11 protein-coding genes, 1 pseudogene and 1 riboswitch are annotated in these 12,806 nt (G+C 66.3%); of the genes and pseudogenes, 7 read left to right on the top strand and 5 right to left on the bottom strand.

The features are described 5' to 3' along the window. Positions 1 to 228 (top strand): annotated as a pseudogene (gene glyA / locus BME24068_RS33360) (serine hydroxymethyltransferase); the annotation flags it as partial. Positions 229 to 432: 204 nt separating this feature from the next. Here the strand turns inward: glyA and BME24068_RS33355 are convergent. The 3 genes from BME24068_RS33355 to BME24068_RS33345 form a co-directional block, all read right to left on the bottom strand. Continuing rightward, a complete protein-coding gene (locus tag BME24068_RS33355) occupies positions 433 to 822 on the bottom strand; it encodes a 2-oxoglutarate dehydrogenase (RefSeq protein ID WP_239008050.1) in 390 nt (129 codons plus the stop codon). Positions 823 to 904: 82 nt separating this feature from the next. Continuing rightward, positions 905 to 2,752 carry a S10 family serine carboxypeptidase-like protein gene (locus tag BME24068_RS33350; RefSeq protein WP_174928639.1) on the bottom strand — a complete coding sequence of 616 codons (1,848 nt, stop codon included), beginning with the start codon at positions 2,750 to 2,752 and terminating at the stop codon, positions 905 to 907. An 828-nt stretch (positions 2,753 to 3,580) separates the two neighbouring features. Then, positions 3,581 to 5,395, bottom strand: a complete 1,815-nt coding sequence (locus BME24068_RS33345; protein WP_174928638.1) for an ExeM/NucH family extracellular endonuclease — start codon at positions 5,393 to 5,395, stop codon at positions 3,581 to 3,583. A 284-nt stretch (positions 5,396 to 5,679) separates the two neighbouring features. Then, positions 5,680 to 5,855, top strand: a riboswitch (yybP-ykoY riboswitch). Positions 5,856 to 5,928: 73 nt separating this feature from the next. Here BME24068_RS33345 and BME24068_RS33340 point away from each other — a divergent pair. Continuing rightward, a complete protein-coding gene (locus tag BME24068_RS33340) occupies positions 5,929 to 6,939 on the top strand; it encodes a sodium:calcium antiporter (protein ID WP_096507890.1) in 1,011 nt (336 codons plus the stop codon). A gap of 33 nt (positions 6,940 to 6,972) precedes the next feature. Here BME24068_RS33340 and gstA read toward each other — a convergent pair whose 3' ends face one another. Continuing rightward, positions 6,973 to 7,611 (bottom strand): glutathione transferase GstA, encoded by a 639-nt coding sequence (gene gstA / locus BME24068_RS33335; protein ID WP_174928637.1) that lies wholly within the window; start codon positions 7,609 to 7,611, stop codon positions 6,973 to 6,975. A gap of 135 nt (positions 7,612 to 7,746) precedes the next feature. Between gstA and BME24068_RS33330 the strand changes: the two genes are divergently transcribed. The 5 genes from BME24068_RS33330 to BME24068_RS33310 all read left to right on the top strand — a co-directional run bounded on the left by BME24068_RS33330 (position 7,747) and on the right by BME24068_RS33310 (position 11,635). Continuing rightward, a complete protein-coding gene (locus BME24068_RS33330; RefSeq protein WP_174928636.1) occupies positions 7,747 to 8,124 on the top strand; it encodes a winged helix-turn-helix transcriptional regulator in 378 nt (125 codons plus the stop codon). A gap of 22 nt (positions 8,125 to 8,146) precedes the next feature. Continuing rightward, positions 8,147 to 8,515: a hypothetical protein gene (locus BME24068_RS33325; protein WP_174928635.1), complete on the top strand. Its 369-nt coding sequence runs from the start codon at positions 8,147 to 8,149 to the stop codon at positions 8,513 to 8,515. A 35-nt stretch (positions 8,516 to 8,550) separates the two neighbouring features. Next, positions 8,551 to 9,408: an XAC2610-related protein gene (locus BME24068_RS33320; protein ID WP_174928634.1), complete on the top strand. Its 858-nt coding sequence runs from the start codon at positions 8,551 to 8,553 to the stop codon at positions 9,406 to 9,408. A 54-nt stretch (positions 9,409 to 9,462) separates the two neighbouring features. Next, positions 9,463 to 10,050 (top strand): hypothetical protein, encoded by a 588-nt coding sequence (locus BME24068_RS33315; protein WP_174928633.1) that lies wholly within the window; start codon positions 9,463 to 9,465, stop codon positions 10,048 to 10,050. A 199-nt stretch (positions 10,051 to 10,249) separates the two neighbouring features. After that, positions 10,250 to 11,635, top strand: coding sequence for an MFS transporter (locus tag BME24068_RS33310; RefSeq protein WP_174928632.1), 1,386 nt, complete (start codon positions 10,250 to 10,252; stop codon positions 11,633 to 11,635). Between the two features lie 54 nt (positions 11,636 to 11,689). Here the strand turns inward: BME24068_RS33310 and BME24068_RS33305 are convergent, their stop codons facing one another. Then, complete coding sequence (locus BME24068_RS33305; protein ID WP_174928631.1) at positions 11,690 to 12,766, bottom strand: C45 family autoproteolytic acyltransferase/hydrolase; 1,077 nt, start codon at positions 12,764 to 12,766, stop codon at positions 11,690 to 11,692. Between the last annotated feature and the right edge of the window lie 40 nt (positions 12,767 to 12,806).

The following is a 12,806-nucleotide window of genomic DNA, read 5'->3' as shown; positions in this document are numbered from 1 at the left end:
ACGGTGAACAAGAACGCGATCCCGAACGATCCGGAAAAGCCGTTCGTCACCAGCGGCATCCGCCTCGGTTCGCCGGCGATGACGACGCGCGGCTTCGGCCCGGCGCAAGCCGAGACGGTCGGCAACCTGATTGCCGACGTGCTGGAAGCGCCGGAAGACGCAGCGACGATCGAGCGCGTGCGCGCGCAAGTGGCCGAGCTGACCAAGCGTTTCCCGGTCTACGGCTGATCGCGTCACACGCGACGCGCGACGCACGCGGCCGGTTTCGAAAGCGCCACCGCGTATCGCGCCGCCTCGTTCGCTGCTTCATCCGGTTGCGGCGCGAGCGCATGAAAAACGGGCTGCCGTTCATTCGGCAGCCCGTTTTTTCATCATCGCGCGAGGTCGAGCCTTGTACGACCCGCACACGCCCGACGCCGCACCGCTACACCGTCACTCCTGCTGTTCCTGCTGCGCCTGCACCTGCCGCTGCTGGATGAACTGCTTCACATCGCTCATCGTCACGCGGCCGGTGTGTTTCGCATCGATCTCGTCGAAGTGCTTCGCGACGAAACCCAGCCCGTTGCTCTGCGCCTGCGCCTTCGTCACGGCCGCGCCGTTGCTCAACACCGTATTGCCGCCGAGCCTGGCGTCGACGCGCTTTTGCGCCTGCTGCTGCAACGTCGCGCCGGTCGACGGCAACACCGGCGCCACGCGGGTCGAAGGGAAGAACGGACCGTCGACGCCGTGCCCGCCGTGCGGCAGCTTCACCGGCGCCACCGCCTGCGGCGGCAATGCGTAGGCGCTGCTCATCACGGCACCGACGACGATCAACGGAGACATACGCCGCATCAATTGGATTAGGGACATGATCGCTCGCATTCAATGGATGAATAGAGGGTTCCTTTGATAAGGAGTCCGTCGTTTACGGCGCCGTTGCCAGCGTCGTCGCAGCCGTCGCGTCCGGAACGCTGCCGGTCGGCGTGCCGGCCGGGTTCTCGTCCGGCCACGGCGGCGGCAGCGTGCGCAGCGTCAGCGCGGTCGGAATCCGGCTGCCCTGGTAGAACGTCTTCAGGTCGCGCTTCATCTGCGGACGCGCCACGTCATCCAGATAAATCATATGCCCGCCCTGGAAGAAGTTCACTTGCAGCTTCGGGTTCAGGCCCTTCACCGTTTGCAGCCGCGCGAGTTGCTTCTCCGTGTTGAAGAACGGCGTCGCCAGATCGTGGAAGCCGTTTTCCGCGAGCACCTGCAGCTTCGGATTCAACTGCAGCGCGCCGAGCAGATCGGGGATCGTGTCGGGCATCGGCTGGCCGTCATGCGAGAAGTCCCACACCTCGATGATGGCGTCGTTCAACGGCATGTACGTGGCGTTCGGCGCGGTGTAGCCGAGGTAATCGGGCATCTGCGTCGCGAGCGCGTTCGTGAACGGCTGCGAGATCAGGATGTCCGACGGGTCGCCGTCCGTTTGCAGCCGCGGATCGGCGTTCGGCAACGACACGCGTCCGTCGTACCGGCCGATCGTCGTGCCGGGCAGCAGGCTCGTGCCGAACGGATTCGCGTTGAAGTAGCCGCGCAGCGCCTGCAGGGTCATGCTCGACGGCAACGACCAGAGCTTCAGCGTCGCATCGCTCGGGAAGACCGGCGTGCCGAGCGCATCCGGAATGCCGAGCTGGCTCAACACCCACGACTGCGAGTACTTCTGCAACTGGTGGTAGATCAGCGTCGTGAACAACTCGGTCTGCAGTGCATACAGATCCTGGTTGACCGGCGCCGGCGACACCTGGTTGAAGTACGCCGCGACCGCCGCATAGCCGGGCAGATAGCCGGCCACGGTATCGGTGTCGAGCAGCAGCCCTTCGGTCGACTGCGTGATCGCCACCGCTTCCGTTGCGTCCGCGAAGTAGTTCAGGATCGACGATTGCAGCACGATCCCCGTCAGATGCACGCCGGCCGATTCGAGCGCCAGCGCGAGCATGTCGGTACGCGGCGTGCCGTACGACTCGCCGTACAGGTAGATCGGCGACGTACCGCGGCTGTTGACGTTCAGGTAGCGCTGGATGAAGTCGCGCATGATGTTGACGTCCGCATCCGTACTCCAGTACTTCTGGTTGGTGTTCGGCGCGACCGCTTCCGACAGCCCGGTGCCCGGCGGGTCGATGAACACCAGGTCGGTCGTGTCGATCAGGCTTTCGGCGTTGTCGACGAGCGGATAGTTCGGCCAGTTGTTGCCGAACAGCGGATCGGGCGTGGCGACGCGCGTCGGCGCGAACGAGCCGAGCCGCAGCCAGATCGACGACGAGCCGGGGCCGCCGTTATAGACGAACGTGACGGGGCGCGGCTTGCCGTTCTTGCCCGGCGCGGTGTACGCGACGTACGACATCGACGCTTCCGCATTGCCGCTCGCGTCCTGCGCGGTCAGGTGGCCCGTGGTCGTCGTGTAGTTGACCGTCGTGCCGCCGGACTTCCACGAGTAATGCATCACGGCCGCCTTCTCCGAGACCTGCGCGGCCGTGAGACTGTCGGCCGCATTCATCGAATAGGCGACGGGATCGACGTAAGGCTGGTTGGCCGACGGCGTCTGGCCGCCGGCCGCCTGCGCGCTCGCCTGCTGGCTGGCGGTGGTCTGCGCGAGACTCGACGCGCCGACGGACGACGAATCGTCGCCGCCGCAGCCCGCGAGCACCAGCGTGACGACGGTCAATGCGCCTAGCCCGGCCAGCCGGCCGCGACGTTCGCGGCGGCTGCCGGTCCTGCTCCTGTCTGGTTTCATGCCTCTATCCTTGTGTTGGGTCGGATACCGCTTCACACAGGCCGCCATCGCCGGCGCGAAACGCGCAGGCGTACCCGCCACTCGCGTTGCACGGTCGGCAGACGGCGGTTGGGGATGGGACTGCTTCGAGAGACCGAACTTGATACAGACACAGCAAACTGCTGGCGGAGAATGATGCGTGGACGCCGCCCCCTTGCAGTTCTGACGATTTTTTTATTACCAAAATTTACGACATGACAAAAATAGGCGGTGCTGCGCCGCGTTGTCAAAGATCATTCCGATATTAAAAATTCTCTTATGATGCAAACGGCGGCCAGTGTATTGAATTTGAAAGAAAACGATAGTTCGAATTAGATACGTGATATCCGTCCCGCTCGCTGGAATCCACGCGCTTTCCCGCATGCCGCGCAATGCTTTGCGAGCCCTGACGCCACGCGTACACCCGTATCGAATCGAATGGCTTTTCTTTCATTTTAATTATCGCAATTCGATTGATGCGTCACGGCGAATAAAACCACCGCCACCCACAAAATACCGACCCGAATAATTCACTGAATCGAAATACGGAATTATTTACATGCACCTCGAATAAATCGGCCGTCCGGTCCGGACGGCATCGATAGGCAATACGCGCGGTATTGCAATGAAGAAGCGATCATTCGTTCCGCGCATGCCGGATTGCGCTCGGGCAATCGTGCGCCGGACACGTGATGCATGGGGAGAGGCGCCGCGCGAGCGGCAGTGCGCGATGCTGCGTCATCGCCACCGCTCGCGCGACGACGTGCGGCTTCGCCGCACGCGTTGCTTCGCGTCGTGTTCGGCCGGCGGTCAGTTCCCGCCGCCCGGCAGCGCGATATCGATCAGCACCGGATCGTGATCCGACGAACGATAAGCGTCCGGCGCGTAGTACGTCTTCTGCTGATCCGCCGACTTGTACGCGAGCGTGTACTGCAGCGCGAGCGGCTCGTCCGCGTTGATGTGCCATTCGTGCACGGCCTTCACGTGCGATGCGAGCGGCAGCGACGCGAGTGCGTGATCGAGATAGCCGGCTTCGCCGTTGTACACGTAGCTGTACGCGTTCGCGCCGATCCAGCGCGACACGAGGTTGCGATAGCCGCGCGATTCGAGCAGGCGGATCGGGTCTTCATGCGTGTAGCTGTTGAAGTCGCCGATCAGCAGCACGCCCTGCCCCGCGACGCCCGTCGGCGTGCCGGCGAGCCAGTCGGCCAGCTTCGCGGCCGCGCGCGTGCGCGTCGGGTTCCAGCAGCCCTGGCCGTCGCCCTGGTCGAGATCGTCGTTCGTCGCGTCCGGGCAGTTCTTCGACTTCAGGTGGTTGACCGCGATCGTCAGCGCCTGCTTGTTGCCGCCGACGCGGCGGAACGACTGCGCGAGCGGCTGGCGGTTCTTGTCGTCGATCGCGAGCGTCGACGCGCGGCCGACGGGTTCGACCGCGCGGCTGTCGTAGATCATCGCGACGGTGATCGCATCGCCGCCGAGACGCGACACGCCCGGATCGACGACGCGCCAGTTGCCGCCGAGCTTCGCCGCGAGCTGGCGCACCGCGCTCAGTTCGCCGTAGCCGTTGTTCTGGATTTCCATCAGGCCGATCACGTCGGCGTTCAGCGCCTTCAGCGCGCTGACGATCTTCGCTTCCTGACGCCGGAATTCTTCGTAGTTCTTCGCACCGCGGTTGTTCGGATCGTCGAAGCCGCCGCCGAGGCCGTTACCGTTGAAGTAGTTCAGCACGTTGAACGACGCGACGCGCAGGTTCGATTTCGGATCGCGCGCGGGCGCGTTGGTGCGCGGGTTCTCGCGCTTGTCGAACGCCGGCACGGCCGCGCCGGGCAGCGGCTGCACGCGCCACGCGCCGTAGCGCACCTCGAGCACGCCTTCGACGTTGCGCACGGTGTAGCCCGAGCGCAGCGTGTTCGCGGCGGACAGCTCCGGCGCCGGATACGGCACGGTTGCCGGGTTCTGCTTGTTCGAGCCGTCGTCGAGGATCAGCTGGTTGCGCGCGTTCGCATCGATCTGCGTCTGCGCCTGCGACGGCAGCACCACGCTCGTCGGCGTGCGCAGACGGCCGTTGCTCAGCATCACGCTGCCGTAGCGGCCGAGCTCGTAGTTGTCGGTGACGGTCAGCGTCTGCGGCAGGCGCACGAGCATCCCTTCATAGGCGGCGAACGCGTTCACATCGTTGACCGGCAGCGCGAGCGTCGCGGGCGTGACCGTCTGGCCGTTCGCGCACACCGCGATCGCGCCGGCCAGCGTGAGCTGCGTCTGCCCGTACTTTTCCTCGACCTTGCCCGTCACGTGCACGAGATCGCCGGCCTTCGCGCGCGCTTTCGGCGCATAGACGAACAGCCCCTCCGATACGCCCGGCTGGTTGCGGCGCTGCGCGTCCGCCTGCTGGACGAAGAAGCCGCCGAAGCCGTCCGTGCCGCCGAAATCGGCGGTGACGACGGCTTCGATCGACGCGTTCTGGCCGGCGAGCGGCGACGGTGCGCCCGGCCCCTGGATGTCGGCGATCGGCGTCGTGCTGCCGCCGCAGTTCGGGCTGACGGGCGCGGCCGTGGCCGCGAATACCGGTGCGGCGAGCGTGGGTAGCAGCAATAGCGGGGCAAACAGGCGGATTGTGGCGCGCATGACGGGAAATCCCGGTTGTGAGGGTGGCGAAAGCTTAGCGGCGCTTAATGACAGTTTCCGGTAATGAACGGACAGTCGGATGTAATTTGCACCGTGCTTGCCGGACGCCGGCGTACCCGCCGCGCCGAGCACGCCGCAGCGTGCCTGTGCGGGTCGCGGCCATCGTGCGGCACATTGCGGCGGCGCGACGCGCGAACGTGGATGCGCATCGCGGCGTCGGCCGCCGCGCCGGATTCGCGATCGCATTCGCATGCTTGCCGAAAGCATCCGGCTCGATTAGACTGCCCTTCGTCTTTGGGGAGTAGCCTGCTTTCCATCCCCGGAAAGCGAACGCGTCAACACACTCGGCCTGCGGCCGTGGCGCGTTCGGCCGAATCGGTCTGGCGAGACCATCGACGCATCGCGTCGTTCCAGGTCGGACGTCGGCAGATGCGTCATGGTTCGTCCACGTCCGACCACGGAGTCCCCATGTTCCTCCCGGTCTTCCCCTCACGTATCGCCCCAGCCCGCGCGCTTGCCTGCGGAGGTGCCGCATGACGTTGATGCTCGTCGAACTGGCGTTCATGCTGATCGTCATCCTGGTCGCCGCCGAACTCTTCACGAATGCGCTCGAACATCTCGGCGAACGGCTGAAGATTTCCGAAGGCGTGACGGGGTCGCTGTTCGCGGCCGTCGGCACTGCGCTGCCCGAAACGATGGTGCCGCTGCTCGCGCTCGCGGGCGGCACGTCGAACGCGGCGGTGAACGAGGAAATCGGCGTCGGCGCGATTCTCGGCGCGCCGCTGATGCTCGCGACGCTGACGACCTTCCTGATGACGCTCGCCGTGATCCGCTCGCGCGGACTGACCGGCGCGATCGCGCCCGAGCGGACCGGCTTCGTGCGCGACCTGAACTACTTCATCGCCGCGTTCGCGCTCGCCACCGTCGCGATGTTCGTCCCGCATCACGTGTGGGCGGTTCGCGCGCTGCTCGGCGCGATGCTGGTCGGCATCTACGTGCTGTACGTCGTGATGACGTTCCGCGCGTCGACGCAACTCGTCGATGCCGGGCACGGCACCGAAGCGCCGCACGCGATGTTCCTGTCGCGCGTCGGGCTGCCGACCAACCTGGCGACCATCGCGCTGCAGCTCGCGCTCGGCGTCGCGCTGCTCGTCGGCGGCGCGAAGGGCTTCATTCACGGCGTCGAAGGCGTGTCGCACCTGCTCGGCATCTCCGCGCTGCTGCTGTCGCTGATCATCGTGCCGATCGCAACCGAATTGCCGGAGAAGGTCAACAGCGTGCTGTGGATCCGCCGCGGCAAGGACACGCTCGCATTCGGCAACATCACCGGCGCGATGGTGTTCCAGGGCACGCTGCTGCCGGCGATCGGCATCATGCTGACGCCGTGGGAGCCGCGCCCCGAAGTGCTGACCGGCGTGGTCATCACGCTCGCGGCGGCGGTCTGGCTGCGCGTCAATGCGCGTGCGCGCGGGCTCGCGATCGGGGCGTTGCTGGCGAACGGGGTTGCGTATGCCGGCTATCTGTTCGTGACGCTGACGCGCTGAATGCGCTGAATCCCGTCGAGCGTGTCCGGCGCATCAGGACGCGTTCGGTCGCGCGTCGGCCTGCAGCACATGCTGCACGGCCGGCCGCGCCCGCACGCGCTCGTACCATGCGCGCAGGTTCGCATGCCGGCTCAGGTCGATATCCGCGTTGTACACCGAGCGCATCCAGTCGGCCTTGCCCCAGCCCGTCAGCGCGAACAGATACGCATCGGCGATCGTGAACGTCTCGCCCGCGAGGTACAGGTTGCCGTCGAGTTGCCGGTCGATCCACACGAAGCGGCCGTCGAGCTTTTGCCGCGCCGGCTCGACGTACTGCCCTGCCTGCACCGCATACAGCAGCGGAATGAAGCCCTTGTGGATTTCGGTGCCGAGGAAGTTCAGCCATTCCATCAGCCGGTAGCGGGCGAGCGTGCCGTACGCGGGCGCGAGCCCCGCTTCCGGGCGCCGATCCGCGAGATACTGCGCGATCACCGGGCCTTCGCGCAGCATCGTGCCGTCGTCGAGTTCGAGCAGCGGCACGTAGCCGAGTGCGTTGACGTCGTAGTAGTCGCGGCCGTCGTCGATCCGATGCTTGCGCGCATCGACCGTGACGATCCGCGCGTCGAGATTCACTTCGCGCAGCACGATGCGAATCGCCTGCGAACAGCTGCCGGGAGCGTGGTAGAGCTTCATGCGTTTCCTTCGTTGGAGGTTCGTATCTCGATTCGCCGCGACGCGGGCGCTAATATCTCGCATCGACGCAGCGATGAGAAGACGGCAGTCGTTTGTGCCGTAGCCACAAAAAAGTTACCGACCAGGGTCAGCAGCATGAAAACGAGTGCGACAGGATGTTCCGTGGAAGAAGCGATGCGCATGCTCGGCGGTCGCTGGCGGCTGCTGCTCGTGTCGTACCTGCTCGACGGGCCGAAGCGCTTCAGCGACCTGCGCCGCGACATGCCGGGCATCTCGCAGCGGATGCTGACACTCGATCTGCGCGCGCTCGAAGACGCCGGCTTCGTGCGGCGCACCGTGTATCCGGAAGTGCCGGTGCGCGTCGAGTACGATCTGACCGCGGACGGCGACCGGCTGCGGCCCGTCGTCGAAGTCATGCGCGAATTCGGGCTGTGGCTGAAGGCGCGCGATGCGCAATGCGATGCGCGCGCGACGCCCGACGCGATCGAAGCCGAAGCCGGCCTGCTCCGATAACCCCCATGCCTGGAGACACATCATGGAACTACACGCCACCGTCGGCGCGGCCACCTCCGACATCGACGACGACGAAAGCTGCGCGAACATCTATTGCCACGACGCGCGGCAAGACTATTGCTTCTCGCTGCTGCGCTTTCCGGAGGAAGCGTCGATCGAGGTGATGGTGCACGACCAGCTCACCGCGCACGTGAAGGATCTGGCGGTACGCCTGACGGGCGACACGATCGAAGTCGAGCTCGATGAGCGCACCGCCGCGCAGCTGGACGGCAATACGCATTACGTGATCCATCTCGCGCCCGGCGAGCACGACCCCGTCGTGCTGCGCGCCGCGCTGAAGGAAATCTTCGACGGCAAGCGCGGCTATCGCGACGACAGCGCAAGCGCGTAAGCCGGCCACTCCCTCCACGCGCCGGCACGCCGCTCATGACACCCATCTTGCGAATCCAACCGCTTCTCCGCCATTGCGCGCTGCTGATCGCGTGCTGCGCGTCGATTGCCGCCGCGCATGCGGCCAAACCGCTGCTCACGTTCAAGGTCGACGACACCGTCACGGCCCGCGTCGAACACGCGGACGGCACGCGCGTCACGATCCGCTTCCTGCCGGGCGGGAAAACGCAGACGCTCGACGTCGGCGTCACCGACGAGGAAGGCCATTACCGGCTCGCGTCGGACGACTACAACTTCGACGGCCACCGCGATCTCGCCGCGCACGCGCTGCTCGGAATGGTCAACGAGCGCTACGGCATCTTTCCGTACGACGCCGCACGCCAGCAGTTCGAGCCGCTGAAAATGCCGGCCGCCGACATGCCGCACGGCAACTGCGACGACCTGATCAACGTGCAGGCGAAACCGAAGGAGCGCACGCTGTACAGTTCGTGCCGCGGCGGCCCGATCTGGTACACCGATGCGTATCGTTTCGACGGCAACGGCAGGATGTATCTCTATCAGGCAAGCGAAGCGATTCCCGACGATCTTCGCGACCTGCTCGACGGCGACTCGGGCCCGTCGTCGATGCTGCTGACCTACGACGAGCACGGCAAGCGCGTCTCGCGCCGCCCCGATGCGTACGGCGGCGGCAAGGTCACGTTCAAGGTGCGCCCGGCGCGCCTGCCGCTGCACGACGCGATGAACGATGCGCCGACGCGCCGCTACGTCGTCGCGGGCGATACGCTGGAACTGGTCGATGCGAGTGCCGATTTCCAGTGGCTGAAGGTGCTGTACCGCAATCCGCGCGGCGGCACGGCGCAGGGGTGGGTCGCGGCGAAGGAGGCAGTCCGCTAGCTTTACGGGCGGGTCCGGACGAGCGCCATCGCCGAAGGCATTCAGGAATTTTCCATGTGGGCTACATCTTCGCTGACGAAGTGGTGCGTCTGCGCCGCCACCATCGCCGTTGCCGCGAGCGCATTCGCCGACACCGACGCGCCTGCGTCGGTCCGGCTATCCAGCGGGCACGAACTGCAACAGGACGGAAAACGCCTGGTGGAGATCGATGCCGCACATCACCGCACGTCCACGGTGCGCTTGCCAACAGCCCTGCGTCGGGCCGTCGCGTCGGCGTCGAGCATCGGCTTCCCGTCGGCGAGCTCGAAAGTCATCGACGGGAAAGAGTTCGTCCTGGTCGTCGTCAATCAATCGTCGAGCGACAACCCGATGGGTTACTGCGGCGCCGGCGAGGAAGGCACGCTGTACGCACTCCAGGTCAGCGGGAACGTCGCGACCTCGCGCTACGCGATGCCGGTGCAAAGCTGCCTGAACGACATATCGCTCGACACCGACGTGAACAACCGGTCGCCGTACGGCGCGATCGCGTGGCGCGACGATCCGCCGGGTTTCAGAATCGCGTGGACTTACATCGGCCATGCGGGCCCCGCGACGCGCGAATATCGCTACGACGGCGCCACGTTCGTCGAACGCGGCAAATAGCGCACGGCAGTCCGGACGGCAAAATCCCACACGCTCACGCGGCTTTCCCACATATTGAGTGCAAAGCGTCCCATTAATAGGGATGCCTGTCCAAATGTTGACGCGCTTCGTTGCACGGCTCTAACGTTCGCCCCAATGCCATTGGATACGGCCGCCCCGCCACGCGGGTGCAGGCCGGCACAGAACACAGGAGACGACCGTGGCCCAATCCGCGTCACGCACCCACGCCAATCCGCCGGAACAGCCGCGCACGCGCGGCGGCGCCGCAGATTCCGCCGCCCGCGCGACCGCTGCCGCCTTTACCGCGCCGCCGAGCCGCAAGCGCCTGCTGATCCTGATCCTGCTGTTCGTCACGGTCGTGATCAACTATCTCGACCGCAGCAACCTGTCGATCGCCGCGCCCGCGCTGTTCAAGGAGCTGAACATCGATCCGGTTCGCGCGGGCCTCGTGTTCTCCGCGTTCGGCTGGACCTATGCATTGATGCAGATCCCCGGCGGCTGGCTCGTCGACAAGGTGTCGCCGCGCGTGCTGTATGCCGGCGCGCTCGCCCTGTGGTCGGCCGCGACGCTGCTGCTCGGCTTCGCCGGTTCGTTCGTCGGGCTGATCGTGTTGCGTCTCGCGGTGGGTGCGCTCGAAGCGCCGGCCTACCCGATCAACAACCGCGTGGTGACGACGTGGTTCCCGACCCGCGAGCGCGCCAGCGCGATCGGCGGCTATACGTCCGGGCAGTTCGTCGGCCTCGCGTTCCTCACGCCCGTGCTCGCGTGGCTGCAGGTGCATCTCGGCTGGCACATGGTGTTCGTCGCGACCGGCATCGTGGGCATCGCGTGGGCCGCGATCTGGTATGCGGTGTATCGCGAGCCACGTGCGTTCCCCGGCGTCAACGCCGCGGAGATCGCGCTGATCCGCGACGGTGGCGGCCTCGTCGATCTCGAGGACCGCATCGCCGCGCGCAGCGAACGCACGCCGTCGACGTGGCGCGACCTCGGCGTCGTGCTCGGCCGGCGCAAGCTGTGGGGCATCTATCTCGGGCAGTTCGCGCTGAACTCGACGCTGTGGTTCTTCCTCACGTGGTTCCCGACCTATCTCGTGAAGTATCGCGGAATGGACTTCATCAAGTCGGGCTTTCTCGCGTCGCTGCCGTTTCTCGCCGCGTTCGTCGGCGTGCTGTGCTCGGGCCTGCTGTCGGACTGGCTGATGCGCCGCGGCGCATCGCAGGGTTTCGCGCGCAAGCTGCCGATCATCTCGGGGCTGCTGATCTCGACCTGCATCATCGGTGCGAACTACGTGAGCTCGACCGGCTGGGTGATCGCGTTCATGACGATCGCGTTCTTCGGCAACGGCTTCGCGTCGATCACGTGGTCGCTCGTGTCGGGGCTCGCGCCCGCGCGGCTGCTCGGCCTCACGGGCGGCATGTTCAACCTGATCGGCAACCTGTCCGCGATCGCGACGCCGATCGTGATCGGGCTGCTCGTCGACGGCGCCGACTTCTCGCGCGCGATCACCTACATCGCCGCGATGGCGCTCGCCGGCAGCCTGTCGTACGGGCTGCTGGTCGGCAAGGTCGAGCGCATCGACGCCTGAGTGCAAACCGGTGCGGCACGCGCGTGCCGCACCGTTCTCCCCACCATCCGCGAATCAGAACCGCTGGAACCCGTCGCGCGCGAGGTCGTGCGGATTGCCCGCCGCGTAGTCGAGCGCGCAGGCGTCGGTATCGATACCGACCGTCAGCAGCGTTTCCCAGCGCTCGGTGTCGGGCATCGACAGGTCCGGATGGAAACACACCACCGCCTGGTCGCCGGCCGCGCCGCACATCGCCGCCGCACGCTCGCGCACGTCGGCGCTCGTCATCCCCGTCACCACATCGTTCAGGTGCGCGAAACGCTCGTGCGTCGTCGAGCTGTCCGGCATGCATTCGCCGCCGCTCAACGCACGATCGAGGAAGTGGTTCGTATGCAGCAGCCAGCCGTCCGGACGCGGCACGACCACACCGACACCCGACGGGCTCAGCTCGATGCTCGCCGCGCGCGGATGCCCGTCCTGTCGCGTGAACACCGTCAGCACCGTCGACGCGCTCACGCGCGCGCTGCGCGCGAGGTCGATCGCGTCCTGTACCGTCGTCGCTTCTTCGAGCATGCGCCGCGCGATCGCGTGCACCGGCACGCCCGCACTGTCGTTGTCGCTCGCGTGGTGCAGGATGTTGAAGTGCAGCCCCAGCCCCGCGCTGTTCACGCCGAGCTTCGCGAGCATCCCGAATTCGGAGAACAGCTTCACGGTGCGGCCGTGCCGCGTGCCGAACTGCATCAGCAAACCTTGCGGCGCGAGGCTGTCGTGCCAGTCCCACGTCTGCAGCGTGCGCGGCGCGTCGGGGCCGGCCGGTGCGTAGACGGTCGTCGAGCATTCGCCTTCGGCCGATGCGGGCGCCGTGGCGAGAATCTCGGTGCGCGCGTTCAGGCACGCGAACTGCCAGCGCGGCAGGTCGACGCCGTCCGCGATCGCATCGATCTCGTCGGCCAGCGCGGGGCACCACGCCCCGAGCGACGCGAGGCTCGCCTCGCCGATCTCCCGCGCGCGCTGCGGCGCGATGCCGAGCTTCGGAAAGAACGCGAGGTAGCGCGCGACCGTCTCGCGGATCTCCGCCGCGAACTGCTCGCCGATGCGGCGGCCGCGCGCGCGCGGATCAGTGAGGTCGGTCGCGAAAGTGTGCAGCTTCAAGATGAATTCTCCTGGATTGAATAGGGTCCGAGCGCATCCG

Source organism: Burkholderia anthina (genome assembly GCF_902498995.1).
GTDB lineage: Bacteria > Pseudomonadota > Gammaproteobacteria > Burkholderiales > Burkholderiaceae > Burkholderia > Burkholderia anthina.
Note: the sequence above shows the minus strand (reverse complement) of the source record. Positions and strands in the feature narration are given on the sequence as shown.